The sequence below is a fragment of the Blastococcus sp. SYSU DS0541 genome (assembly GCF_054050875.1).
In genome coordinates, this window is the sequence record NZ_JBJHAD010000020.1 from 17,289 (window position 1) to 43,229 (window position 25,941).

Here is a 25,941-nt window from a genome sequence, read left to right on the forward strand (position 1 = left end):
CCAGGGAGGACGCCATGACAGCCACGCAGGAACGTTCGACGAGGTCCGGGGACAAGCTGCTCGGCAGGGTGGCCTTCGTGACGGGTGGCACCCGCGGGATCGGCGCCGCCATCTGCCGCAGCCTGGCCAAGCAGGGCGCCGACGTCGCAGCGGGGTACAGCGGCAACCGGGAACGGGCGGAGATGTTCGCCCAGGACTTCGCCGGCGCCTACCCGGAGCGGAACGTGAGCGTGCACCGGGGGGACATCGCCAACCCTGACGACTGCCGCCGGACCATCGCCGAGGTCATCGAGCGGCACGGCCGGCTGGACATCCTGGTCAACAACGCCGGCATCACCGCCGACCGGACCGTGCTGAAGATGACCGACGACGACTGGCGCCGGGTCATCGACGTCAACCTGTCGGGAGCTTTCTACCTCTCCCAGGCGGCGCTCCGGCACATGCACGAACGGGGCAGCGGGCGGATCGTGATGATCTCCTCGGTGATCGGGGAGACGGGCGGCATCGGGCAGTCGAACTACGCCTCGGCCAAGTCGGGGCTGCTGGGCCTGACCAAGACGCTGGCGCTGGAGGCGGCGATGCAGGTGAAGCGCTCGGGCAAGACCGATGGGCCGGGCATCACCGTCAACGCCGTGACGCCGGGGTACACCGCCACCGAGATGCTCGATGCCGTGCCCGAGAAGGTGCTCGACGGCCTCAAGGCGAAGATCCCGCTCGGCCGGCTCGGGGAGCCGGAGGAGGTCGCCCGCGTCGTCCACTTCCTCGCCGCGGACGCCTCCGGGTACATCACCGGACAGGTGTGGGGGGTCAACGGCGGCCTCGACATGTGACGGAGACGGGCAGCGGAACGCCGGCCGTCGGACATCGACCGATGACGAGGAGGGGAGCACCGGTGTTCAGCCGTATCGCCGTCGTCAACCGGGGTGAGCCGGCCGTCCGGCTCATCCGCGCCGTGCGTGAGCTCGATGCGGAGCACGGGACCGCGACCCGGGTCATCGCCCTGCACACCGAGGCCGAGCGCCGGGCCACCTTCGTGCGCACCGCCGACGAGGCCGTCCTGCTCCGCGAGACCGGGGCGGGGAGCCCCTACCTCGACCACGCCGAGCTGGCCCGCGCACTGCGCACGAGCCGCGCCGATGCCGCCTGGGTCGGCTGGGGCTTCGTCGCTGAAGACCCGGCGTTCGCGGAGCTGTGCGCCGACCTCGGCGTGGTGTTCGTCGGCCCTCCGCCTCAGGCGATGCGGTTGCTCGGGGCCAAGATCGAGGCGAAGGTGCTCGCCGAGCAGACCGGTGTGCCGGTGGCGTCGTGGAGCGGCGGCCCCGTGCACGGCATGGAGGACGGGCGCCGGCACGCGGCCGCGATCGGCTACCCGCTCATCGTCAAGTCCCGGAGCGGTGGCGGCGGGCGGGGCATCCGGATCGTCCGGTCCGAGGCCGAGCTCGGCGAGGCGCTCACCCGCACGCAGACCGAGGCCGAACGCACCTTCGGCGACCCCGCCGTCTTCATGGAACGCCTGGTCGAGGGCGGCCGGCACGTCGAGGTGCAGATCATCGCCGACCAGCACGGGACGGTCTGGGCCCCGGGCGTCCGGGACTGCTCGGTGCAGCGGCGCAACCAGAAGGTGCTGGAGGAGTCGAGCTCGCCGGCCCTCACGCCCGAGCAGGACCGCTCGCTGCGTGACTCGGCGATCGCCCTCGTGCGGGCCGCCGGCTACGTCGGGGCCGGCACCGTCGAGTTCCTGTACCAGCCCGAGGAGCAGCTGTTCACCTTCCTGGAGGTGAACACCCGGCTGCAGGTCGAGCACCCCGTGACCGAGGAGACCACCGGCCTCGATCTCGTGAAGCTGCAGCTGCACGTCGCCGGGGGCGGCCGGCTGGCCGGCGAACCGCCGGCGGAGTGGGGCCATGCCGTCGAGGCGCGGCTCAACGCCGAGGACGCCGAGCAGGGATTCGCCCCCGCCCCCGGCCGGGTGGAGCTGATGCGCCTGCCCACGGGCCCGGGCGTGCGGGTGGACACCGGCATCGGGGTCGGCGACGTCATCCCGCCGGAGTACGACTCGATGATCGCCAAGGTCATCGCATGGGGACGGGACCGCCCCGAGGCCCTGGCCCGCCTGCGCGTCGCGCTACGGGGGACCACCGTGGTCCTGCGGGGCGGGACGACGACCAAGTCCTTCCTGCTCGATCTGCTCGACCGACCGGAGGTCGTGGCCGGGACGGCGGACACCGGCTGGCTGGACCGCACCGGGATGGCGGGCGCGTCCGATGCCACGCCGTCGGCCCACGTGGCCCTGGCGCAGGTCGCGATCGACGCCTCCGACGCCGAGGAGCAGCGCGAGCGGGCCGCCTTCCTCGCCGCAGCGCGCGGTGGGCGCCCGCGGTCGCGGCACGAGGTGGAGCGGACCCTGGAGCTCGGGTACCGCGGCCAGGTCTACCGCCTCACCGTCGCGAAGGTCAGCCAGGACCGGTACCGCGTGGAGCTCGACGGCCGGTACGTCGACGTGGACCTGGACCGGCTCGGCGCGCTCGAGAGTCGGGTGACCGTCGGCGATCGGCGGTTCTCGGTCGTGGCCGTCGAGGCGCCCGGCTCCCACCTGGTCGAGGTCGACGGCGTCTCGCACCGCGTCACGCGGGACGCCGGTGGAGTGGTGCGCGCCCCCGCCCCCTCGGTGGTCGTCGCGCTGCGCGTGCAGCCGGGGCAGGAGGTCGAGGCGGGGCAGACGGTCGCCGTCCTCGAGAGCATGAAGATGGAGACGGCGGTGCAGGCCCCCTTCGCCGGCCGGGTGCGCGAGCTGCTCGCCGCAGCCAACTCCCAGGTGGATGCGGGCGCACCGCTGCTCACCCTCGAGCGGGTGGACGCCGACGCCGAGCAGGCGGCGGGGGAGCGGGTGGTGTTCCCCGGGAACGGGGCACCGGCACCCACCCCCCGCGACAGGGCCCTCTCGCTGCTCGCGGCCCTGCAGGCGCTGATCACCGGCTACGACGTCAGCGCCCGGTACGCCCAGCAGCTGGTCGCCGAGTACGGCAGCGCCCGCGACGAGCTCCCCGTGGACGACGCCGAACTGCTGGACGGCGAGCTCGCCGTCCTCACCACCTTCGCCGACCTCTCGGAGCTCTCCCGGAACCGGCCGGCCAGCGAGGAGGAGGAGACCGACACGCAGGTGCACAGCCCGCGGGAGCACTTCCACGCCTACCTGCACTCGCTCGACGTCGAGCGCGAGGCTCTGCCGGAGAGCTTCCGGGGCCGGCTCTCCCGGGCCCTCCTGCACTACGGGGTCGCAGACCTCGAGCCGGGTCCCCGGCTCGAGGAGGCGGTCGAACGGATCTTCCTGGCCCAGCAGCGGGTGGCCGACCAGCTGCCCGCCGTCCTGGCGCTGCTGGACCGCTGGCTGACGGCCGGGGAACCGCCGAGCGGCCCGGCGCGGGCCCGGGTGGGGGAGGTGCTCGACCGGCTCGTGGTCGCGACGCAGCTGCGCTACCCCTCGGTGGGCGACCTGGCCCGCGCCGTTCGCTACCGGTACTTCGAGGAGCCCGTGGTCCTGCAGGCACGGCAGCAGGTCCTCGACGAGGCCCGACGGCTGCTGGACGAACTCGACGCCGGAGCGCGGGACGGGGAGCACGCGGACCTGGCCCGCATCGAGGCTCTCGTCGCGAGCCCCGAGCCGTTGGTCCGGCTGCTGGCGCAGCGTTTCGAGCGGGACACGGCCGAGCCCGATCCCGTCCTGGAGGTCCTGACCCGCCGCTACTACCGCAGCCGCGACCTGCAGGACGTCCGGTCCTTCCTGCTCGACGGCCACTCCGCCGTCTCCGCCGGGTACGAGCTCGGCGGGACCCAGCTCCGGCTCGTCGCCGTGATGGTGCGGGCGGCAGGTCTCCCGTCGGCCCTCGCGTCCGTGGCGGCGTGGATCGCGGACGTCCCGGACCCGTCGCACGTCCTGGTGGATCTCTACCTCACCTGGCCCGGCCGGCCGGCCGACGCCGACGCGATGGTGGCGGAGCTGCGGGAGGCGATCGCCGGTACCGCCGTGTTCCGGACCGTCCGCCGCGTGACCGTCACGGTCTCCACGCCCGACGGCGACGTGGAGACCGTGACCTTCCGGCCGTCGCCGGACGGCGCGGACGCCGGGGAACTGGTGGAGGACCGCATCATCCGGGGTCTGCACCCGCTGACCGCACAGCGGCTCGCCCTGTGGCGGCTGAAGAACTTCGACGGCGAGCGGGTGCCCTCCGCCGAGGACACCTACGTCTTCCACGTCACGGCGAAGGAGAACCCCAACGACGAGCGGTTCATCGCCATGGCCGCGGTCCGCGACCTGACCCCCGTCCGGGACGACGCCGGCGAGATCGCCGGGTTCCCGACGGTGGAACGGCAGCTGACCGCCTGCCTCGACAGCCTGCGCAGGGCGCAGTCCCGCCGACGGTCACGCCGGCCGCTGCAGCACAACCGGGTGTTCCTCTACGCCTGGCCGTCGATCGAGGTGCCGTTGGCGGAGGTGGCGGCCTTCGCCCGGACGGCCGCGCCGCTGACGGTGGGGGCCGGCATCGAGCAGGTCGTGCTGCTGGCCCGCCTGCAGGCGGAGGGGGCGGCCCCCCGCGAGGTGGCGCTGCGGTTCTCGTACCGCCCCGGCACCGGCGTCCAGATGCAGCTGACGGACCGGCCGACCGAACCCATGCGCCCGCTGGACGACTACACCGAGAAGGTGCTCAGCTCCCGTGCGCGGGGGGCCGTCTACCCGTACGAGCTGAGCACACAGCTGGCCGGGCCCGGCGGGTCGTTCGTCGAGCACGACCTGGACGGCGACGGCCGGCTCGTCCCCGTGGAACGGCCGGCCGGGCAGAACCGGGCAGGCATCGTCGTCGGCGTGGTCAGCACGCCCACGGAGCGCTATCCCGAGGGCGTGACCCGGGTGGCCCTCTTCGGCGACCCGACGAAGCAGCTGGGCACCGTCGCGGAGCCCGAGTGCGCCCGCGTGAACGCCGCGCTCGACCTGGCGGAGGAGCGGGGCATCCCCGTCGAGTGGTTCGCACTGTCCTCGGGCGCCCGCATCTCGATGGACAGCGGCACGGAGAACATGGACTGGGTCGCCCGGGCCCTGCGCCGGATCATCGAGTTCACCCAGCGCGGCGGCGAGATCAACGTCGTCGTCGCGGGGATCAACGTCGGGGCCCAGCCGTACTGGAACGCCGAGGCCACGATGCTCATGCACACCAAGGGCATCCTGGTCATGACCCCCGACAGCGCGATGGTGCTCACCGGCAAGCACTCGCTGGACTACTCCGGAGGCGTGTCGGCCGAGGACAACTTCGGCATCGGCGGCTACGACCGGGTCATGGGGCCCAACGGTCAGGCCCAGTACTGGGCGCCGAACCTGACCGCCGCCGCGGAGCTCCTGATGCGGCACTACGACCACGCCTACGTCGCGCCCGGTGAGCGCTGGCCGCGGCCCGCCGGCACCGACGACCCCGCCGACCGGGACGTGCGCTCCTTCCCGCACCGGCACCCGGCCAGCGAGTTCACCACCGTGGGCGACATCTTCTCCCCGGCCACCAACCCGGAGCGCAAGAAGCCGTTCGACATCCGGACGGTCATGCGTGCGGTCACCGACCAGGACCACCCCGTGCTCGAGCGGTGGGCCGGCATGGCCGACGCCGACACCGTCGTCGTGTACGACGCGCACCTCGGCGGACAGCCGGTCTCGGTCCTGGGCGTCGAGTCACGGCCGATGCCCCGACGCGGCAGCTTCCCCGCGGACGGCCCGGACCAGTGGACCTCGGGGACCCTGTTCCCGCACTCGTCGAGGAAGACCGCCCGCGCCATCAACGCGGCCAGCGGCAACCGGCCGCTCGTCGTGCTGGCCAACCTCTCCGGCTTCGACGGCTCACCGGAGTCGCTGCGCAAGCTGCAGCTCGAGTACGGCGCCGAGATCGGCCGCGCCATCACGAACTTCGACGGGCCGATCGTCTTCTGCGTCGTCTCGCGCTACCACGGCGGGGCCTTCGTCGTCTTCTCCGGCGTCCTCAACGACAACATGGAGGTGCTGGCGGTCGAGGGCTCGTACGCGTCGGTGATCGGCGGTGCCCCCGCGGCCGCCGTGGTGTTCACCCGCGAGGTCGACAAGCGGACGTCGGCCGATCCGCGCGTCCAGGAGCTGGAAGCCGCGGTGAACGCCGCCGACGGCGTGGAGCAGGCGCACCTGCGGGTCGAGCTCGCCACCCTGCGGGCCGCCGTCCGCTCGGAGAAGCTGGGCGAGGTGGCCGCGGGGTTCGAGGCGGTCCACGACATCGAACGAGCGCGCCGCGTCGGCTCGGTGCACGACATCATCCCGGCCGCCGAGCTCCGGCCGCGTCTCATCGCCGCCGTCGAGCGGGGCATGGAGCGCGCCACCGGACGTCGATCCCAGGAGAGAGGCCCCGTCCCATGAATGCCTTCGTCATGAACCGGCACGGCCGCATGGTGTTCCCCTCGAACATCATGCCCGAGCTGGACTTCTCCACCATGGAGACGCTGGAGCAGCTCGACAGCGTCGTCCGCCGGGACTTCGAGACCAAGGCGCCGAGCGGCACCGAGATCCTCGAGCGGGTCCGGACCGGCACCTACGGCACCCGCTACGACCTGATGCGGGACCTCGCGCTGAACCTCTTCTGGGCCAACCGCTTCTCCATCACGATGTACGACAAGCGGCCCACCCGCTGGGCCGACGTCCCGCGCAACCGCCCGGACGTGTTCCTCCCGGTCCTCGAGCCGTGGGAGGAGGGCGAGGCCAAGGTCGCCGGCGTCCAGCAGGCCTTCCCGCAGCTGCCGGCGAAGTGGAGCGAGGGCTGCGAGGACCGCATCTTCGACATCCTGTTCGACGTCTTCGCCAACCGCCGGCACCACGCGTCGACGCTGCCGGCGCTCAAGCCGACCGTCGCGGAGTTCCTGCAGCAGCCGGGGAACCTGACCTTCCGGCTGCCGAGCTACGACCCGGACTACCCGGTCTACGACTACGCGGACATCCTCGACGTCTCCGAGGACGTCCCCGAGCTCGAGGCGCTGCACCGCTGGGCCATGGTCCTGCACAACCAGTACCCCTGGGAGCGGTCGCAGGTGGAGCTCGCCGAGGCCGGTGACCTCCGGGACGACGACTACGTGGTCGCCTTCCACCCACGGGACAAGGAGGTGCGGGCCTTCCTGCGCCGGCTGCGCGCCGGCGCGGAGCCGCGGCGGGTCGCCGCGGCGCGGGAGTCCCGCCCACCGGTGCGTCCGTACCCGGAGCTCGACGTGCGGCAGCGCTTCGCGGTGCGGCCGCGGATCGAGGCGCTGGCGGCGGTGCACGGCGACCAGGTGTGCGGCAACGACGACCTGATCCGCAACACGGCCTACAACTGGTCCCCGATGAGCGCCGACGAGATCGCCGCCAAGACCGGCATCGAGCAGCGCGAGTACAGCTCGCTGCCACTGGAGGAGCTCGCCCTGCAGGCCGCCGAGGCGGCGCTGGACAAGGCGGGGCGGCAGCCGGAGGAGATCGGCGGCGTGCTGGTCTGCACCTGCACCAGCTCGCGGCTCATCCCGTCGCTGGCCACCTACCTCTGCGGGCAGCTCGGGATGCACCAGGTCTACGCCGCCTACGACATCATCGCCGCTTGCGCGGGCATGCCCTATGGCGTCGCGGACGCCGTCCGGCTGCTCCAGGAGGTCGAGCGGCCGGTCCTGGTCGTGTGCGTCGAGAAGTTCTCCGACAAGATCGGCAACGTCCGCACCTCGCGGATGATCTTCGGGGACGGCGCGGCGGCGCTGGTCGTCGGACCGGCCGCGGACGGGGGCGACGGCGACATCGACGTCATGAAGACCTACGCCAGCGGCCCGGCCAGCGAGGTGAACTCGATCCTCTGGCCCAATCCCGAGTTCGACAACAACATCACGGTGTTCGGCCCGCAGGTGAAGGCGCTGGCCGGGCGCTACCTGGGTCAGATGATCGACGAGCTCGGGAAGCTGCCCGCGCCGGAGGGCCGGGACGGGTCGCTGCTGGACGCGATCGACCTGATCGTGCCGCACCAGGCGAACAAGACGATGGTGATCCAGCTGGCCGAGCGCGCCGGGCTCACCGCCGACCAGCTCTACTTCAACATCGAGACGGTGGGCAACACGTCGTCGGCGAGCATCCCGCTGGCCATCCACGACGCGGTGCGCGACGGCGTGATCACCGAGCCCATGCGGGTCTTCGCACCGGGGTTCGGCGCGGGCGCCGTGGCCGGCTACGCGGTGATGCGGGTCGACCCGGCGGTGGTCGCGGTGCAGCGCCCGGGGGAGCGGGGGACCGGAGAGGTCCAGGCGGACATGCCCGCGCAGCCCGAGCGCGCCCCGGCGTCGGAGGAGATGCAGACGGCCTTCGGCTGACGAAGGCCCCCCTCCCTCCCCACCCCTCGTTCCTCGGGGTGGGGCCCTGGGAGGGGGCCGGGCTCAGCCCGGGCGGCGCTCCACGACGTAGGTGCCCGGCGCCGGCTCCCGTGCCGGATGGCGCGTGCTGCCGACTGCGGTGGGTGCGGGGATCTCATCGCCGGAGCGTTCGAGCATCCACTCGGCCCAGGGTTCCCACCAGCTCCCGGTGTGCTTCGTCGCGGCTGCCCGCCAGGCGTGCGGGTCCGGACCGGGCTCGCCGCCCGTCCAGTAGCTGGCCCGGGGGTTCCCCGGTGGGTTGACCAGGCTCTGGATGTGGCCGCTCGAGCTGAGCACGAAGGTGGTGGGCCCGGAGAGCAGCTGCGTCGTCCGGTAGCAGCCGTGCCACGGCGTCAGGTGATCGGTGAGCGCGCCGGTGACGAAGGTGGGCACGGTGATCCGGCTCAGGTGGACGGGCGTCCCCAGCACGCGCATCGCGCCCGGGTGGACGAGGGTGTTCTTCCCGAAGATCTCCAGGAACTGCTCGTGCAGGCGCGCCGGCAGGTTGGTGCCGTCGGCGTTCCAGGCGAGGATGTCGAAAGCGGGCGGGTCCTCACCCATGAGCCATTCGCTGACCAGGTAGTTGAAGATCAGGTCGTCGGGCCGCATCCAGGTGAACACCGAGCCCATCTGCCGCGCGGTGATGACCCCGCCACGACGGGAGTTGCGCCGCGCCAGGTCGAGCAGGCGCGGCGCGGAGAACGCACCCAGCGGTGCCCGGCTCGAGAAGTCGAGCAGGGTCACCGCGTAGCCGGCGGCGTGCACCCGGTCGTCGCCGGTGGCGGCGAGGTGGTTCAGCGCCGTCGTCATCACCTGCCCGCCGGCGCAGAACCCGATGGTGGTGGCGTCGGGGGAGCCGGTGATCTCCCGCGCGACGTCGACAGCGGTCGGGACACCGCCGGAGTAGGTGTCAGGTCCCAGTGGGCCTCCTCCTTCGTCGGGTTCCGCCAGCTGACCATGAACACCTGGAATCCCTGGCTCACCGCGTACTCGACGAAGCTGCGTCCCGGACTCAGGTCCAGGAAGTAGAAGCGCCCGATGGGTGGCGGCACGATCACCAGCGGCCGTTGCCGCACGCGTGCCGTCGACGGTGCGTACTGGATGACCTCGATGACCTCGTCGCGGTGGACCACGGCACCCGGGGTCACCCCGAGGTCCTTTCCGACCGTGAAGGCGCTGCGGTCGACCTGCCTCGGCATCCCCCCGTTGTGCCGGAGATCGTGGAGCATGTTGCCGGCGCCCCGGATCAGGCTCCATCCGCCGGTGTCGAAGGCGCGCTTCAGCGCCGCCGGATTGCCGAGCAGCGTGTTCGTCGGGGCCAGAGCGCTGATGCACGCGTTGAGCACGAAGCGGGCCTGCTCCACCTCGCGCCAGTCCGGGCCACCGGTCTCGTAGTCGTCGACGAGGCGGTGCAGCGACTCGGACAGCGCCACGTAGGACTGCGCGAGCCGCCGGTAGCCCGGGTGCTGCGACCAGGCAGGGTCGGCGAACCGCTTGTCCTTCGGCGAGGGGGCGATCACGTCGGTGCCGCGGAGGATGCGGACGGTGGCGCCTCCGAGCCGGGCCGCCTCCCGTGCCAGGGGTCTCGGCCGCGCGAACGCGGCGACGAGTCCGCGGACGACGCCTCGCGGTGTGGGCAGGGCGACCGGCTCACCGCCCTCCACCGAGGCGAGGGCCTCGGACTCGCTCCTCGGAGCCGGGTCCTCGGGAGCTCGGCTCCCGCGATCCGGCGAGGTCGGGTTCGGCGCTGCGGTGGTGGTCGACACGACGCCCCCTGGTGATCCAGATCACTGCGAGGAGGTGACCGTAGCCGCCGGCTGCCGTCCGAGGGGCCCCCGGCGCCCTGGCGATCGGCGACCGGGAGGGACCGCTCTACCCGGGCTCCCCTGCCGGCGGGGCGCTGCGGACGGCCCCGCGGTCCGCAGCCGGGCTCGCTGCCCGGTACCAGGCCGTCAGGCGGGCGAACCCCTCGTCGAGGCCCACCTCCGGCCGCCAGCCCAGCGCGCTCCGGGTCCGCCGCTGGTCGAACCAGTGCGCCGTCGTCAGCTGCTCGGTGAGGAACCGGGTGAGCGGTGGGGTCGAGCGCCGTCCGGTCGCCGACCAGATCCCCTCAACCACGGCGCCCGCCAGCCAGGCGGCGTGGGCCGGGACCCGGCCCCGTGGTGGAGCCACGCCGGCCGCCGAGCACAGCCGACGGAGGATCTCGGCCACCGGGCGCGGTTCGCCGTTGGAGACCACCAGCGCCTCACCGTGCACGGGCCCGCAGGCGTCCACCGCAGCCACGAGGGCGGCTGCGGCGTTGTCCACGTAGGTGGTGTCGATCAGGGCGGCGCCCGAGCCGATCAGCGGGAGGCGGCCGGCGCCGGCCCGCGCGACGATCCGCGCGACGAGCTGCTCGTCGCCCGGCCCCCACACCAGGTGCGGGCGCAGCACGAGCACGGCGAGGTCGGCCGAGTCCGCGTCCAGCGCGACCTGCTCGGCCACCGCCTTGGAGCGCGAGTAGGAGCCCCGGGCCCCCGCCGGGTCGGCGGGGCCGGCGCCGGCCCCGAACAGGGGCGACCCGGCGTGCGAGACCGACGGGGAGGACACGTGCACGAGCCGCCCGACCCCCTCCGCGGCGCAGGCGGCGACGACGTTCGTCGTCCCCTGGACGTTGGCCCGCGCGTACTCGTCCCACGTGCCCGTGACGTCCACCTTGGCCGCGAGGTGGACGACGGCGTCCTGCCCCGCGACGGCGCGCGCCACCGCGGAGGGGTCGGCGACGTCCCCGAGCACCTCGGTGCAGGGCAGGCCGGCGGCACGGCGCTGCAGGACCGTCACCTCGTCCCCCCGCGCCAGCAGGCGCTGGGTGGTCACCCGGCCGAGCATGCCGCTCGCGCCGGTGACGAGCACCCTCACGGTCTCCTGCTCGGCCGGGCGGCCCACCGGACCGGGGTGCCGGAGAGGACCCGGGTCGCCCGGCGGGCCAGCTCGGCCCGGTCCACCTTCGACTGGTGCCGGATGTCGACCGGCAGCGCGCCGGCCACGAGCACGGCGGCGAGGTCGATCCCGGCCGCGTCGCGCACCGCCCCCGCGAGCTCGGCCGGCGCCACGGTGAGCCGGCCGGCGCCCGGCAGCCGGCGCCGGGCGCGGCCCGGGGGCACGACGACGGCCACGGCGACCTGGGCGCCTCCCGGGCCGACGCCGACGACCGCCGCGGCGGAGACGGCGGGCAGCTCCTCGATGCGGAGCTCCGGGCCGACCGGGGTGATCGGGCCCTCCGCGGTCGTGACGACGTGCGCCAGCCGGCCCTCGATCCAGAGCCGTCCCTCGGCGTCCAGGTGCCCCACGTCCCCGGTGCGGTGCCAGCCCGGGTCGCGGGCGGCGGCCCGCTCGGTGGCCCAGAGCGCGTCGTAGCGGTCCTTCACGTGCGGGGCGCGGACGCAGACCTCGCCGGGGACGTCGGGGGAGCCCGTGAGCGGTCCGTCGGCGCGGCCGAGGGGGGAGAGCGGGCTGATCCGCACCTCGACTCCGGGCACCGGCCGGCCGACGCAGACGCCGTTCCCCGCACGGGCGGCCTCGATCTCGTCCAGGGAGACGTCGGTGACGGGCAGCGCCTCGGTCATGCCGTACGGCGTGTGCGGCTCGGCCGCCGGGAAGGTCTCGCGGAGAGCCCGCAGCAGGGGGGTGGACACGGGCGCCCCCGCCGACATGAGCAGCCGGATGCGGCGCAGCGCAGACCGCTGCTGCTCGGTCAGCTCCGCGGAGGTGGCCGCGACGCGGCGCAGGGCGGCCGGCGCCGCGAACACCACGGTCGCGTCCACCACGGCCGCGGCGTCCGCCAGCTTGGCGGCGGTGAGGGTGGCGGGCGCCGTGACGTCGATGTCGGGGACGGACGAGGCGATCCCGAGGCCCGGTCCGAGGACGGAGAACGGCGCGAACGCGGCCACCAGCGAGTCGCCCGGCGTGAGCCGGTACGCCGTCCGGACCAGCTCCAGCTGCGCACCGACCTGGCGCTGGGTGTAGACCACGCCCTTGGCCGGGCCGGTGGCCCCGGACGTGAAGACGACCGCGCAGTCCGCGTCCAGCGGCGCCTCCGCCGGCGCGGGCGACAGCCGGCCCAGCGCCTCCAGCGAGGCCAGGTCGTGGCCGGCGCCGAGCGCCCGGCGGAGCCGCGCCGGCGCCCGGCCGGCCAGGATCCGCGCCCCGGGCAGGCCCATCGCCCGCGCGGCGGCCAGCCCGGCGGTGCTGCCGAGGACGTGGTCCGGTGCCGCGCCGCGGAGCGCGCGCCGCATGCCCCGGAGGCCGAGGCCCTTGTCGGCGACGACGATGACCGCTCCGGCGCGCCAGGTCGCGTAGACCGCCGCCGTCAGGTCCGCCGAAGGCTCCAGCAGCAGCGCCACCCGGTCCCCCGGACCGACGCCGGCCGCGGCCAGGCCGGCGGCGAGGTCGGCGACCCGGCGGGCCAGCCGCGCCCAGCTGACGGCACCCCCGCCGGCCGCCACGACCGCCGGGGAGTCGTCGTCCGCGCGGGCGGCCAGGGCGGCCCAGGGCCGGGCCGGCTCGGGTGCTCCGCCCGGATCCGGGGCCGGTGCCCTCGGGGCTCCGAACGTGTCGGTCACCCACGTGGCCACCGCCTCGGCGTACTGCGGAGCGTCCTCGGGGAGGAGGTGGGAGGCGCCCTCGTAGCGGTGCACGACCGCTCGCGGCAGCCGCTCGCGCAGGTCCGCCAGGTACTTCTCGCCGAAGACCGGGTCCCGGGGCCCCCACAGGAGGAGCGCCGGGACGTCCAGCGAGCGGATCCCCTCGGCGATCGCCTCCTGCGCCGGGCGGGAGACGTGGCCCGGCGCGAAGGGGATGTCCGCGACGAACTCGCTCACGGCCCGGCGCCGCTCGGCCGAGCGGTAGGGCTGCGCGTACGCCCGGCGGATCTCCCGGGGCAGCGGAGGCCGCGACAGCGCCGTCGTCCCGCGGACGAACACCGAGCTGGCCTGGGTCACGGCGGAGCGCAGGACGGGTGCGTGCGCCAGCCGGATCAGCGCGGGCCCGAGGTCGCCCTCCGGCATGGCGACGGCGGTGTTCGTGAGGACCACGCCGCGCACGTCCTGCCGGTGCTCGAGTGCCCAGCCGAGCGAGATGATGCCGCCCCAGTCGTGGGCCACCGTCACGACCGGGCCGCGGACGCCCAGCTCGGCGGTGAGCCCGCCCAGGTCGGCCACCCGCTGGGTCAGGGTCCGCGGTGCGGCGGGGCGGTCGGACCAGCCCATGCCGAGCTGGTCCGGGGCGACGACACGCCACCCCGGCGGGGCGGCGGCGACGAGGCGGCGCCACAGGTAGGACCAGGTCGGGTTGCCGTGGACGCAGAGCAGGGTCCCGACCGGGTCGGTCACGCCGTTGTCCAGGACGTGCCAGCGCTGCTTCTCGCCGTCCCCGCCGGTCACGGTGACCCACCGCGACCAGGACGGGTCCAGCCCCGGCAGCTCGACCGGCGAGCCCGCCGTCACCAGGCGATCTCGAGGCAGCAGGCGTTCAGGCCGGAGCCGATCCCCATCAGCAGCACGCGGTCGCCGTCGGCGAGGCCGTCCACCTCGCCCGCGAGGGTGAACGGCACCGACGCGGGGCCGAGGTTGCCGCGGGTCGGGAAGGTCGTCGGCACCCGCGCCCGGTCGATGCCGAACCGGTCGCACAGCGCCCCGGTGTGGACCTTGGAGACCTGGTGGATGACGTAGCGGTCCATCCCTGCCGCCCAGTCGAACTCGGTCCCGGCGTCCGCCCAGAGCTCCCCGGACAGGGCCAGGCCGGCGTCGAGCAGACCCTTGAGGTCGGTCTGCATCCCGTCGTTGTCGCCGGTGCACAGCCCGTGGTGCTGGGTGGCGGCCCGGCTGACCGACCCGACCAGCCGGTGACCCTCGGGGTGCTCGTCGGCCCGGCCGAGGACCATGGCCACGGCACCGGAGCCGAGTGTCAGCGTGGCGAAGTGCCCCATCACGTCCTTCGCGACGGTGTCGGGGCGGTTGAGCAGGTCGATGGTGCGCTCCTGGACGGGCCGCGAGTCCTCGCCGTTGACCACCAGGGCGTACTGGACCATCCCGACGTCGATCATCGCGGCGGCCAGCTCCATGCCGTTGATGAAGCCCAGGCAGGCGTTGGTCACGTCGAAGTTCTGGCAGGAGCTCGGCAGGCCGAGGGCGTCGTGCACCGCCACGGCCGTGGACGGCTCGAGGTGCTTCCGGCTGACCGACGTGTTGACCATCAGGCCGATGTGGGCCGGGTCCACGCCGCTCTCGCTGATCGCCTTCGCGCCCGCGGTGGCGGCGCCGTCGACGAACGAGGCGCCGTCGGCCCACCAGCGGCGTTCCCGGATGCCCGCGAGCCGCTCCAGCAGCCCGGGGCGCAGCCCGACCCGCTGGTAGGTGTCACCCAGCTGCTCGTCCAGCGCGGCCGACGTGATGATCTGGGGCGCGTCCGCCGTCTGCACGGCGAGGATCGCGGTGTTGCTGAATCGATGTGTGGCGTTGCCGGTCATCAGGTCCACTCGTGAGGTGCGGCGGGCGGCCGCCGTCCTCGTGCGCCACCCTCGTCGGGCGCGCTTACCCCGCAGGGCGGCGCGTACACAGCGCCATCATGCCGACCAGGGCGGAGGTGGCACCCGGGGGGAGGGCGGACGGCGGGCGGACGCACCCCCGGCGGCCCGCGATCACCCCGGAACGCCCCGGGGGTCGCCGTCAGCTCCGGCGGTACCGGGCGATGGCCAGGGGCGCGAAGACGACCAGGACGAGCGCCATCGACAGCGCCGCCCACGCCAGGTCGGGCATCAGCTCGAACGGCTCCCCGAGCGCCAGGGCGCGCACCGTGTCCGTGACCAGGGTGATCGGGTTCACCGTGACGAAAGCCTGCAGCCAGCCCGGCATCGACTCCACGGGCACGAAGATCGAGGAGGCGAACACCAGCGGGAAGATGATGGGGAAGGACGCGGCCTGCACGGTCTCGGGGCTCCTGAGCGTCAGGCCCAGGAAGGCCCCGACCCACGAGAAGACGAAGCCCCACAGCAGCAGCACGAGCACGGCGAGCACCGCACCGACCGCGCCGTTGGTGAATCGGAAACCGACCAGGTAGCCGACCGCGACCATGACGGCGATGACGACGGTGTTGCGCACGAGGTCGGCGCCGGTGCGCCCGGCCAGCACGGCGGCCCGCGAGATGGGCATGGACTTGAGCCGGTCGATCAGGCCTCGGGACACGTCCTCGGACAGCCCGATCCCGGTCTGGATCGCCCCGAAGGTGATGGTCTGCACGAAGATGCCGGTGAGCAGGTAGTTGACGTAGTCGATCGGCCCTGGGACGGCGATGGCGCCTCCGAAGACGTAGCGGAACAGCAGGATGAAGATCACCGGCTGGACCGTCGCGAAGACCAGCAGCTGCGGCTGGCGCGCGGCGGTCCGGAGGTTCCGGCGGGTCATCGCCCAGCTGTCCCGCAGGGCCCACGTCAGGGAGACGCCCTCCCCGTCGTCCGCTGCCGCCGTTCCGCTCGCGCGGTGCCGGCCGGCGTCGGTCGTGGTCATCGCGTGCCCGCCTCCACCTGCGGTCCTGCTGCCGCGGGATCTCCCTCGGGCGTCTCGTCGGGAGCCGCCCGGCCGGTCAGGGTGAGGAAGACGTCGTCGAGGCTCGGGCGGCGCAGGGAGATCTCCTCGATCGGCACACCGGCGTCGCCGAGAGCCGCTGCCACCCGGACGACGAACGGCCCGCCGTCCGGGGCGCCGAGCGTCAGCGTCCCCGGCTCCGGCTCGCTGACCCCCTCGGCATCGGTCAGGGACGTCAGCACCCGCCGGGCGTCGTCGCCGCACACCCGCGGGACGCGCACCTAAAGCACCTGCCCGCCCACCTGGGTCTTGAGCTCGTCCGCGGTCCCCTCGGCGATGACCCGGCCGTGGTCGATGACGGCGATGCGGTCGGCGAGCCGATCGGCCTCGTCGAGGTACTGGGTCGTCAGCAGGAGGCTGGTGCCGCCGCCGACCAGGTCCTCGATCACCTCCCACAGCGCCAGCCGGCTGCGCGGGTCCAGCCCCGTCGTCGGCTCGTCGAGGAAGAGCACCTCCGGCCGGTTGACCAGGCTCGCCGCCAGGTCCAGCCGCCGCCGCATGCCGCCGGAGTAGGTGCGGGCGACGCGGTCGGCGGCGTCCACGAGGTCGAACCGCTCGAGCAGTTCGTCGGCACGGGCGGCGGCCTCGCGGCGGAGCCGGTACAGCTCGCCGAAGAGGCGGAGGTTCTCCCGGCCGGTGAGGTTCTCGTCGACCGCGGCGTACTGGCCGGCCAGCCCGATGCGCCGCCGGACCCGGCGCGGATGGGCCACCACGTCCTCGCCCAGGACCGTCGCCCGCCCGGCGTCCGGCCGCAGCAGCGTGGTCAGAACCCGCACGGAGGTCGTCTTGCCCGAGCCGTTGGGTCCCAGCAGGCCGAGGACGGTGCCGCGGGCGACGCGGAAGCTCATGCCGTCCAGCGCGCGGGTGCGCCCGAAGGCGACCCGCAGGTCCTCGACGACGACGGCGTCGTCCTGTCCCGCTCCGCTCGACACTCCCGCGATGGTCCCATGACCGGGCCCGCGCGCACCTCGGGACGAGCGCGTCCTGCGGGCCGGCGTCCGCGGCGGTGAGGGGTCGAGAGCCTCCGTGACCGCGGCACCGCGACGAGTAGCGCTCGGACCGCCGGTCGCCTCACGATGTCCGCGGAGGTGGAGCCGGTGGCGGCGAGCGCGGACGGTCGCGGGGGAGGGGCGGACGGGCGCGGCGACCCGGCCCTGGCCGACTTCCCGGTCCGGGCACCGGCGACGCGGCGCTGGTGCTTCGCCGACCAGCTCGGCCCGCACTTCCTCGACGGGCCGCAGCAGCCCGTCCTGCTCGTCGAGGCCCGATCGGTCTTCGCCCGCCGGCGGTTCCACCGCCAGAAGGCGCACCTGGTGCTCTCGGCCCTCCGGCACCGCGCCGCCGAGCTCGGTGATCGCGCCGAGTTCCACCAGGTCGGCACCTACGCCGAGGCCCTCGACCGGGTCGGGGAGCCGCTGAGCGTCTGCGCGCCCACCTCGTGGCGCAGCCGCGACTTCGTCCTGGCCCGGCCGGGCGTGGAGGTGCTCGCCGCGCGCGGGTTCGTGAGCTCCCAGGCCGAGTTCGCGGCCTGGGCCGACGGGCGGGGGCGGCAGCGGCTGCTCATGGAGGACTTCTACCGCGACGCCCGGCGGCGGCACGACGTCCTCATGGACGGCGCCCGCCCGGTCGGTGGCCGGTGGAACCTCGACGAGGAGAACCGGCAGCCGCCCCCGGCCGACGGCCGCTCACCGGCGCCGGAGCCGTGGTGGCCGGAGGAGGACGAGATCGACGAGGAGGTGCGCGCGGACCTCGACCGCTGGGAGTCCGCCGGCGACGTCTCCTTCGTCGGTGACGACGGTCCGCGGCTGTTCCCGGCGACCCGGCGGGAGGCGCTGCACCGGCTGGAGGACTTCCTGGAGAACCGGCTGGGCGCCTTCGGCCCGCACGAGGACGCGATGCTCGCCGGCGAGCGGTGGCTGGCCCACTCGCTGCTCTCGCCGGCGCTGAACCTGGGGCTCCTGGACCCTGCCGACGTCGTCACCCGGGCCGAGCGGTGCTACCGCGACTCGGTGGCCGCCGGGGACCCGCTGCCGCTGAACAGCGTGGAGGGCTTCGTCCGGCAGGTCATGGGGTGGCGCGACTACATCTGGCACATGTACTGGCACCTCGGGCGCGACTTCCGGCGAGCCAACGTCCTGGGGGCGCACGCGGAGGTGCCGTCCTGGCTGGCCGGCCTGGACGCCGCCGCCGTCCAGGCCGCGTGCCTCTCCGACGTGCTGGGCGACCTGCGCCGGGACGGCTGGGTGCACCACATCCCGCGGCTGATGGTGCTCGGCAACTACGCGCTGCAGCGGGGCATCGACCCCTCGGCGATGACCGACTGGTTCCACGAGAGCTTCGTCGACGGCTACGAGTGGGTGATGGTCGCCAACGTCGTCGGCATGAGCCAGCACGCCGACGGCGGGGTGCTCGCCACCAAGCCCTACGCCTCCGGCGGCGCCTACATCGACCGGATGAGCGACTACTGCGGCGGCTGCCGGTACGACCCGAAGAAGCGGCTCGGGGAGGACGCCTGCCCCTACACCGCGGGCTACTGGACCTTCCTGGAGCGCACGCGCGACCGGCTGTCGGGGAACCACCGCATGCGCCGGCCGCTGCAGGGCCTCGACCGGCTGAAGGACCTCGAGGCCGTGGTCGAGCAGGAGCGGCACCGAGGCACGGAACCGCCGTAGTCGGAGGCCGCGGTGGCACCGGCCGGCCGCCGGGAGGGACGGCGTGGCAGACCGCTCGTCGTGCGGCCGGCTCGCCCGACTGCTCGGGGTCGTTCCCCCCGGTCCGGACTCCACCGGCCGGGACGATGTGTGGCCGCCGTCACAGCGTCTGGTTGAGTGTGCTCGTTGGCGACGACGGGAGGCTGGCGCATGAGCATTCTGGGGACCCGGGTGGTCCGCACCGAGGATCCGCTCTTCCTCACCCGGGGCGCGATCTACACCGACGACCTCGTCGACGAGCGCCTCGCCGGAGCCCTGCACGCCACGTTCGTGCGGTCCACCGTCGCGCACGGCCGGTTGCTGTCGGTCGACAGCTCCGCGGCCCTGGAGGCGCCCGGTGTGGTGGCGGTCGTGACGGCGCAGGACGTCGCCGACCTCATCCCGCTGCCACCGCCGTTCCCCTTCGTCAATCCGGCCATGACGCGCCCGTGGCTCGCGTCCGACCGCGTCCGGTTCGTCGGCGACCCGATCGCCGTCGTCCTCACCGAGGAGCGGTACCAGGGGGAGGACGCCGCCGAGCTCGTCGTGGTCGACATCGACCCCCTGCCCGCGGTGATCGGCACGGCCGAGGCGGCCAAGGACGAGGTGCTGCTCTTCCCCGAGGCGGGCACCAACGTGATGGCCGCCTTCGGCGGACCGGCGCCCGCGGATCTGTTCGACGGCTGCGAGGTCGTCGTCACCCAGCCGATGGTCAACCAGCGGGTGGCCCCGGTGCCGCTGGAGACCCGGGCCGCCGCGGCCGCCTGGGGGGAGGACGGCCGGCTCACCGTTTGGTGCACCAACCAGGGCGCCCAGCAGGCCCGCGGGCAGTTCGGTGACTGGCTCGAGATGGACCCTGACCTGATCCACCTCATCACCCCCGACGTCGGCGGCGGGTTCGGGGCCAAGATCGGTGCCGACCCGGAGTACGCCCTCGTCGCCTGGATGGCCCGGCACGTCGGCCGGCCCGTCCGCTGGTCGGAGAGCCGGTCGGAGAACCTGATCGGCATGCTGCACGGCAGGGCCCAGGACCAGGTGGTCACCATCGGTGGGCGCCGGGACGGGACCATCGAGGCCTACAGCCTGGTGGCGGACCAGGACTGCGGCGCCTACCCGCGGATCGGCACGGCCCTCCCCAGGTTCACCCTGCTGATGGCCCCGGGGGTCTACGGCTTCCCGCGGGTCCACGCCCAGGCGCGGGCCCTGGCGACCACCACGACGTCCATCGGCGCCTACCGGGGCGCCGGGCGGCCCGAGGCGACGTCGGCCCTGGAGCGGGCGGTCGACCGGTTCGCCACGGAGATCGGGATGGACCCCGCCGAGGTGCGCCGGAAGAACCTGCTGCCGGCGTTCGACGAGCCGCACACCACGCCGACGGGCGCCACCTACGACAACGGCGACTACGTCGGGGCCCTGGACAAGGCGCTGGCGGCCGCCGGCTACGCCGAGCTGCGGGCCGAGCAGGCCCGGCGGCGCGAGCGCGGCGACGTGCGCCAGCTCGGTATCGGGATGTCGGTCTACGTGGAGATCACCGGGGCCGACAACGGTGCCGGCACGGGGGAGGCCGCCGCGCTCGAGGTCCACGAGGACGGCACGGCCACGGTCCTCACCGGCACCTCGCCGCACGGCCAGGGGCACGCCACCGCGTGGGCCATGATCGCCGGCGACCAGCTCGGCATCCCGCTCGAGAAGATCACCGTGGTGCACGGCGACACCGACCGGGTGCCGCAGGGCGGCGGCACCATGGGGTCCCGCAGCCTGCAGCAGGGCGGGGCGGCGGTGCACCAGGCAGCCGGTGAGCTGATCGAGCTGGCCCGGGCGCGGGCCGCGCAGAAGCTGGAGGTCGACCCCGCGGACCTCGTCGTCGACCTGGGCCTGGCCGGCCTCGCCGTCCGGGGCGCCCCGGGAGCGGCGGTCACCTTCGCCGAGCTGGCCGCCGACGAGCAGCTGCTGGTGCAGACCAGGTTCACCGCCGCCGCCCCGACGTTCCCCTTCGGAGCCCATGTGGTGGTCGTCGAGGTGGACGTCGAGAGCGGCAAGGCCGAGGTCACGAGGCTGATCGCCGTGGACGACGCCGGCACGATCCTCAACCCGCTGCTCGCGGAGGGCCAGCGCCACGGCGGCTACGCCCAGGGGGTCGCCCAGGCGCTGCTGGAGGAGGTGCTCTACGACGAGGACGGCAACCCGACCACCTCCACGCTGGCCGACTACCCGTTCATCTCCGCCACCGAGCTGCCCAGCTTCGAGCTGGTCGACATGGCCACCCCGACGCCGATGAACCCGCTGGGAGCCAAGGGCATCGGCGAGGCGGGAACCATCGGCGCCACCCCGGCGGTGCAGAACGCCGTCATCGACGCCGTGTCCCATCTGGGCGTCCGGCACATCGACATGCCCACCACCCCCATGCGGGTGTTCCGGGCGATCCAGCAGGCGCAGCAGGGAGGCAGCTGATGCAGGTCTCGATCACGGTCAACGGCACGCAGCGCACCGACGAGGTCGAGCCGCGGTTGCTGCTCGCCCACTACCTCCGCGAGACCTGCGGCCTGACCGCCACCAACATCGGCTGCGACACCACGTCCTGCGGTGCCTGCACCGTCATGGTCGACGGGCTGTCCGTGAAGAGCTGCACCGTGCTGGCCGCCCAGACCGACGGGGCGCAGGTCACGACCCTGGAGGGGCTGGCCGGTCCGGACGGCGAGCTCCACCCCGTGCAGGCGGCGTTCCGGGCCGAGCACGGGCTGCAGTGCGGCTTCTGCACCTCGGGAATGGTGATGGCCGCCGTCGGCGTGCTGGCCGACAACCCCGACCCGACTGACCGGGAGGTCCGGGAGGGGCTGGAGGGCAACCTCTGCCGCTGCACCGGCTACCACAACATCGTCCGCGCCGTCCGAGCGGCGGCACAGGCCGGTCCGGCCGCCGGCCAGGTCCCCAAGGCGCAGGAGGTGCAGGCATGATCCCGTCGCCGTTCGACTACGTGCGGGTGCGCTCGGTCGAGGAGGCGCTGGCGGCCCTCGCCGAGCACGGTGAGGACGCGAAGCTGCTCGCCGGCGGCCACTCGCTGCTGCCCATCATGAAGCTGCGGCTCGCCGTGCCGAGCGTGCTGATCGACATCGGCGGGATCGCCGACCTGTCCTACGTCCGGGTCGAGGGCGACGAGGTGGCGATCGGTGCGTGCACCCGCCACCACGAGCTCGAGCGCGACGACGTCGCCCGTGCCGAGGTGCCGATCCTGCCGCACGTGGCCGGCCGGGTGGGCGACCCGCAGGTCCGGCACCGCGGCACGATCGGGGGCACGACCGCGCACAGCGACCCGGCGTCCGACCTGCCCACCGCCCTGCTCGCCCTCGGCGGGACCGTGGTCCTGCAGGGACCCGGTGGACGCCGCGCGGTCCCGGTGACCGACTTCTGGACCGGCTTCTTCGAGACGGCCATGTCGCCGGACGAGATGGTCGTCGAGCTGCGGGTGCCGCGCACCGGCTCCGCCGGGTGGGGTTACGAGAAATTCACCCGGCGGGAGAACGACTGGCCGATCGTGGCCGCCGCCGCCGTCGACGGACGGGTGGCGCTGGCCAGCATGGCGGGCACGGTGCTCCGCGCGACGGCGACCGAGGAGGCGCTCGCCCGTGGGGCGTCGATCGTCGAGGCCGCCGAGCTCGCCGACCAGGGGACGTCGCCGGGAGCCGACATGCACGCCGACGCCGAGTACCGGCGGCACCTGGCCCGGCTCCTCACCAGGCGCGCCCTCGAGCGGGCCGCCGCCTGAGCCCGCTGCCGGCCGCCTACGGGTCGCGCCCACCGCCCCTCCGGGTGAGGCTGTCCCGGTGAGAATCCTGGTCACCGGCGCGTCGGGGTTCGTGGGCAGCCGGCTGGCCACCGCGCTGGCCGGAGCCGGCCACGACGTCCGGGCGATGACCCGGCGGCCGCAGGGTTACCAGGGCGCCGGTACCCCGGTGGCGGGCGACGTCGGCGACGAGGAGTCGCTGCGGACGGCGCTGGAGGGCTGCGAGGCCGCCTACTACCTGGTGCACTCCCTCGGCGACCGGGACTTCGAGCGGAAGGACGCCGACGCGGCGCGCGCTTTCGCCCGGGCGGCGGCCGCGGCGGGGGTCGCCCGGATCGTCTACCTCGGGGGCCTCGGCCGCGACGACGACCGGCTCTCCCCGCACCTGCGCAGCCGCCGCGAGGTCGAGCGGCTGCTGGGCGGCACCGGCGTGCCGGTCACCGTGCTGCGCGCCGGCATCGTGGTGGGCCACGGCGGGGTCTCCTGGGAGATGACCCGCCAGCTCGTCGCCCACCTGCCCGGCATGGTCACGCCCCGGTGGGTCAGCACGCGGACGCAGCCGATCGCGGTGGCCGACGTCGTCCGGTACCTGGTCGGCGTCCTGGAGGCTCCCGGGACGGAGGGGCGGGTGTTCGAGGTGGGCGGCCCGGAGGTGCTCACCTACCTGCAGATGCTCACCCGGGTCGCCGACATCCAGAACCGGCACCTGTTCGTCGTCCCGGTGCCGCTGCTCAGCCCGCAGCTCTCCTCGCGCTGGCTGGCCCTCGTCACCGACGTGGACGTCGCCACGGGCCGGTCGCTCATCGACTCGATGACCATCGAGGTGGTCGTCACCGACGACGCCATCCGGTCCGTCGTCCCGTTCGAGCCGATGGACTACGACGAGATGGTGCTCACCGCGCTCATCGAGCGGGCGCGGGAACGCCGGCAGCAGGTGGGGGAGCGGCGCGGCGGGTGGCTGAGCCGCGGAGCGCGGCGGTGAGCAGCCGCGGGCCCCTGCGGGACAGGGTGCTCCGGGCTGCCCACCCGCTGCTGCGGAGCGTGCCGCGGGACCACCGGGAGAGCGACGCGGCCTTCCGGCGACGCCGGCGGGTCACCGGCGCCGTCGCGGTTGCCGGCGCCTCGCTGCTGGGGGTGTCCCTGTCGACGCCGCCGGGCTCGCCGCGGTTCTACGGGTTGACCCTCGGGGTCGCCGGTACGTGGGTGGTCGGGGGGCTGGCGTCCGGGCCGCTGCACCTGGGGCGGATGTTCGGGCCGGGCGACCGGCTGCGCCGGCCGGTGCTCACGCCCGTCGCCTCGGGGGTGGGCGCCTTCGGGGCGTTCTACGCCGCGGCGCTGGTGGCCCGGCGGATCCCCGTCCTGGAGCGCGCCATCGGGTCGGTGCTCCGCTACGCCGACCAGGGGTCGACCGCGCTCGTGGCGACGACGACGCTGGCCAACGGTGTCGCGGAGGAGGTGTTCTTCCGCGGCGCCCTCTACGCGGCCGCGGGGGCCCGGCGGCCGGTGGTCGTCTCGACCGCCGTGTACGGGCTGGCCACGACGGCCACCCGCAACCCGGCGCTCGTGCTGGCCAGCGTCCCGATGGGGCTGCTGTTCGCGCAGCAGCGCCGGATCACCGGAGGCATCCAGGCGCCGGTGCTCACCCACGTCGTGTGGTCGGCGCTCATGCTCCGCTACCTGCCGCCGCTGTTCGCCGACCGGCTCGCCGAGGAGCGGTCACCGGCGCCCGGGGAGGACGACGGCGACCGTCACGAGGAACTCCGAGCCCGCGGGTGAGACCACCTCACCGGTCCACGGGTCCTCCAGGTGGCCGTCGTCCTCCTCGCCGAAGCCCCGCAGCGCCTGGCCGCTCGGCACGCGGAGGACCGCCTGCGCCGGCCCGCCGCCCCGGACCACCCGGATCTCGGTCACCCGCCCCCGGACGCGCTCGTCGGCCGGGACGTCGAGCCCGCCGTGGTGGCTCACGACGAGGCGCATCCGGCCGTCCGGCCCCTCGTGGCGGATGCAGCGGAGGTCCACCAGCTGGCCCCGCTCGATGGCATCGCCGCAGCACTCGTGCTCCCAGCCACCCACCTCCACGACGACGTCCACGGCGGCAACCTATGCCCAGCCGGCAGCGGACCCGCACGTCATGTTTCGGTCCGGTGACGACGGGCGGACCCCGGGATGGGTCCGGCTGCGGTGGGTAGGCCGTGGCGGGCGTCCTAACGGCGGTGCCGCCGCGCACCCGCCTCTTCCTGTCGCCGGACGCGCGAGGACACGGCAGAACGGAGCGGAGCATGACGGCGACCTCGCCGGATCACGAGGTGTTCGCGGCACTCCCGGAGGCGCCGGTGTCGGCGCTGCAGACGATCGGGACGCCGTTCCTCTGGACCGTGACCCTCCTCGCCGTCGTCCTCCTGCTGGCGCTGGACTTCGTGATCACCCGCCGGCCGCACGCCGTGTCGATGCGGGAGGCGGTCGGCTGGTCGATCTTCTACGTCGCGCTGCCCCTGGCCTTCGCCGTCTTCGTGTGGCTCCAGTACGGCTCCCAGACGGGCCTGGAGTACCTGACCGGGTACCTGGTCGAGAAGTCGCTGTCGGTGGACAACCTGTTCGTCTTCATGCTCCTGCTCTCGGCTTTCGCCGTGCCGGCGGAGCTGCAGCAGCGGGTGCTGCTCTTCGGCATCGTCGGCGCCCTGGTCCTCCGAGGGATCTTCATCGCGCTCGGCGCGGCCGTGCTGGCGAACTTCAGCTGGGCGTTCCTGCTGTTCGGCGGGATCCTGCTGGTCACCGCGGTGAAGGTGCTGCGCGACCAGCGCTCGGGTCACGGCAACGAGGTCGACATCTCCTCGATGCGGACGGTCAAGCTGATCCGCCGCTTCATGCCGGTCACCGACGAGTACCACGGTCCCCGGCTGTTCGTGCGGGAGGCCGGCCGCCGCGCGGCGACCCCCATGGCGCTGGTGGTGCTGGCGGTCCTCGCCACGGACGTCGTCTTCGCCGTCGACTCGGTGCCCGCCGTGTACGGCATCACCAGCGACCCGTACCTGGTGTTCGCCACGAACGCCTTCGCGCTCCTCGGGCTGCGCGCGCTCTACTTCGTCCTCGCCGGTGCGCTCAGCAAGCTGGTGCACCTCGGCTACGGCCTGGCCGCGATCCTCGCGTTCATCGGCACCAAGCTGGTCCTCCACTGGGCGCACGGGGTGTGGCCGGGTGTCCCGGAGATCCCGACCCTCCTGTCGCTGGGGGTGATCGTGGGGATCCTCGCGCTGGTCACCGCCACCAGCCTCCACGCCACCCGCGGCGACCTGCGTGGTGAGGAGCACCCGGAGCACCAGACCGGGCACGTGAGCCACCCGGGAGCGGCCCCCGCGTCGCGTCCGGCGCGCCGCCCGTACGACGATGCGGACCGGCCCCCGTTGCCCTGAGACGTGGCTCACTTCTACCGTGCGCT

19 protein-coding genes are annotated in these 25,941 nt (G+C 74.1%); 10 read left to right on the forward strand and 9 right to left on the reverse strand.

Going from position 1 to position 25,941, the window contains the following annotated elements:
* Positions 1 to 14: 14 nt before the first annotated feature.
* The 3 genes from ACI794_RS18220 to ACI794_RS18230 all read left to right on the forward strand — a co-directional run bounded on the left by ACI794_RS18220 (position 15) and on the right by ACI794_RS18230 (position 8,376).
* On the forward strand, positions 15 to 830 hold the full coding sequence (locus ACI794_RS18220; protein WP_456601782.1) for a beta-ketoacyl-ACP reductase: 816 nt from the start codon (positions 15 to 17) through the stop codon (positions 828 to 830).
* A gap of 62 nt (positions 831 to 892) precedes the next feature.
* A complete protein-coding gene (locus tag ACI794_RS18225; protein WP_456617060.1) occupies positions 893 to 6,421 on the forward strand; it encodes an ATP-binding protein in 5,529 nt (1,842 codons plus the stop codon).
* Entirely contained in the window at positions 6,418 to 8,376 is a 1,959-nt protein-coding gene (locus ACI794_RS18230; protein WP_456617061.1) for a 3-oxoacyl-ACP synthase III family protein, read from the forward strand. The genes ACI794_RS18225 and ACI794_RS18230 overlap by 4 nt, the downstream gene beginning before the upstream one ends.
* A gap of 63 nt (positions 8,377 to 8,439) precedes the next feature.
* Here ACI794_RS18230 and ACI794_RS18235 read toward each other — a convergent pair whose 3' ends face one another.
* The 8 genes from ACI794_RS18235 to ACI794_RS18270 all read right to left on the reverse strand — a co-directional run bounded on the left by ACI794_RS18235 (position 8,440) and on the right by ACI794_RS18270 (position 16,966).
* Positions 8,440 to 9,336, reverse strand: a complete 897-nt coding sequence (locus ACI794_RS18235; RefSeq protein WP_456617084.1) for a PHA/PHB synthase family protein — start codon at positions 9,334 to 9,336, stop codon at positions 8,440 to 8,442.
* The gene (locus tag ACI794_RS18240) at positions 9,225 to 10,181 is read right to left on the reverse strand and encodes a hypothetical protein (protein ID WP_456617062.1); all 957 of its coding nucleotides are present in this window, start codon (positions 10,179 to 10,181) and stop codon (positions 9,225 to 9,227) included. The genes ACI794_RS18235 and ACI794_RS18240 overlap by 112 nt, the downstream gene beginning before the upstream one ends.
* Before the next feature lie 106 nt (positions 10,182 to 10,287).
* A complete protein-coding gene (locus tag ACI794_RS18245; protein ID WP_456617063.1) occupies positions 10,288 to 11,313 on the reverse strand; it encodes an NAD-dependent epimerase/dehydratase family protein in 1,026 nt (341 codons plus the stop codon).
* Positions 11,310 to 13,898, reverse strand: a complete 2,589-nt coding sequence (locus ACI794_RS18250; RefSeq protein ID WP_456617064.1) for an alpha/beta fold hydrolase — start codon at positions 13,896 to 13,898, stop codon at positions 11,310 to 11,312. The genes ACI794_RS18245 and ACI794_RS18250 overlap by 4 nt, the downstream gene beginning before the upstream one ends.
* Positions 13,895 to 14,920, reverse strand: coding sequence for a 3-oxoacyl-ACP synthase III (locus ACI794_RS18255; protein ID WP_456601776.1), 1,026 nt, complete (start codon positions 14,918 to 14,920; stop codon positions 13,895 to 13,897). The genes ACI794_RS18250 and ACI794_RS18255 overlap by 4 nt, the downstream gene beginning before the upstream one ends.
* Positions 14,921 to 15,119: 199 nt before the next feature.
* Complete coding sequence (locus ACI794_RS18260) at positions 15,120 to 15,956, reverse strand: ABC transporter permease (protein ID WP_456582000.1); 837 nt, start codon at positions 15,954 to 15,956, stop codon at positions 15,120 to 15,122.
* Positions 15,953 to 16,255, reverse strand: a complete 303-nt coding sequence (locus ACI794_RS18265) for a hypothetical protein (protein ID WP_456601775.1) — start codon at positions 16,253 to 16,255, stop codon at positions 15,953 to 15,955. The genes ACI794_RS18260 and ACI794_RS18265 overlap by 4 nt, the downstream gene beginning before the upstream one ends.
* The gene (locus ACI794_RS18270; RefSeq protein WP_456601774.1) at positions 16,256 to 16,966 is read right to left on the reverse strand and encodes an ATP-binding cassette domain-containing protein; all 711 of its coding nucleotides are present in this window, start codon (positions 16,964 to 16,966) and stop codon (positions 16,256 to 16,258) included.
* A 165-nt stretch (positions 16,967 to 17,131) separates the two neighbouring features.
* Here ACI794_RS18270 and ACI794_RS18275 point away from each other — a divergent pair, with 165 nt between their 5' ends.
* The 6 genes from ACI794_RS18275 (at position 17,132) to ACI794_RS18300 (ending at position 24,281) form a co-directional block, all read left to right on the forward strand.
* Positions 17,132 to 18,706 carry a cryptochrome/photolyase family protein gene (locus ACI794_RS18275; protein ID WP_456601773.1) on the forward strand — a complete coding sequence of 525 codons (1,575 nt, stop codon included), beginning with the start codon at positions 17,132 to 17,134 and terminating at the stop codon, positions 18,704 to 18,706.
* 189 nt (positions 18,707 to 18,895) lie between these two features.
* On the forward strand, positions 18,896 to 21,175 hold the full coding sequence (locus ACI794_RS18280; RefSeq protein ID WP_456601772.1) for a xanthine dehydrogenase family protein molybdopterin-binding subunit: 2,280 nt from the start codon (positions 18,896 to 18,898) through the stop codon (positions 21,173 to 21,175).
* On the forward strand, positions 21,175 to 21,678 hold the full coding sequence (locus tag ACI794_RS18285) for a (2Fe-2S)-binding protein (RefSeq protein WP_456601771.1): 504 nt from the start codon (positions 21,175 to 21,177) through the stop codon (positions 21,676 to 21,678). The genes ACI794_RS18280 and ACI794_RS18285 overlap by 1 nt, the downstream gene beginning before the upstream one ends.
* Positions 21,675 to 22,487, forward strand: a complete 813-nt coding sequence (locus tag ACI794_RS18290) for an FAD binding domain-containing protein (protein ID WP_456601770.1) — start codon at positions 21,675 to 21,677, stop codon at positions 22,485 to 22,487. Before ACI794_RS18285 ends, ACI794_RS18290 begins: the two co-directional genes overlap by 4 nt.
* A 58-nt stretch (positions 22,488 to 22,545) precedes the next feature.
* Positions 22,546 to 23,487 (forward strand): NAD(P)H-binding protein, encoded by a 942-nt coding sequence (locus tag ACI794_RS18295; protein ID WP_456601769.1) that lies wholly within the window; start codon positions 22,546 to 22,548, stop codon positions 23,485 to 23,487.
* Complete coding sequence (locus ACI794_RS18300; protein ID WP_456601768.1) at positions 23,484 to 24,281, forward strand: CPBP family intramembrane glutamic endopeptidase; 798 nt, start codon at positions 23,484 to 23,486, stop codon at positions 24,279 to 24,281. Before ACI794_RS18295 ends, ACI794_RS18300 begins: the two co-directional genes overlap by 4 nt.
* Here the strand turns inward: ACI794_RS18300 and ACI794_RS18305 are convergent.
* The gene (locus tag ACI794_RS18305; protein ID WP_456601767.1) at positions 24,222 to 24,596 is read right to left on the reverse strand and encodes a DUF6578 domain-containing protein; all 375 of its coding nucleotides are present in this window, start codon (positions 24,594 to 24,596) and stop codon (positions 24,222 to 24,224) included. The two genes, ACI794_RS18300 and ACI794_RS18305, sit on opposite strands and share 60 nt — an antisense overlap.
* A 188-nt stretch (positions 24,597 to 24,784) precedes the next feature.
* Between ACI794_RS18305 and ACI794_RS18310 the strand changes: the two genes are divergently transcribed.
* The gene (locus tag ACI794_RS18310) at positions 24,785 to 25,915 is read left to right on the forward strand and encodes a TerC family protein (RefSeq protein WP_456601766.1); all 1,131 of its coding nucleotides are present in this window, start codon (positions 24,785 to 24,787) and stop codon (positions 25,913 to 25,915) included.
* The last annotated feature ends 26 nt before the right edge of the window (positions 25,916 to 25,941 follow it).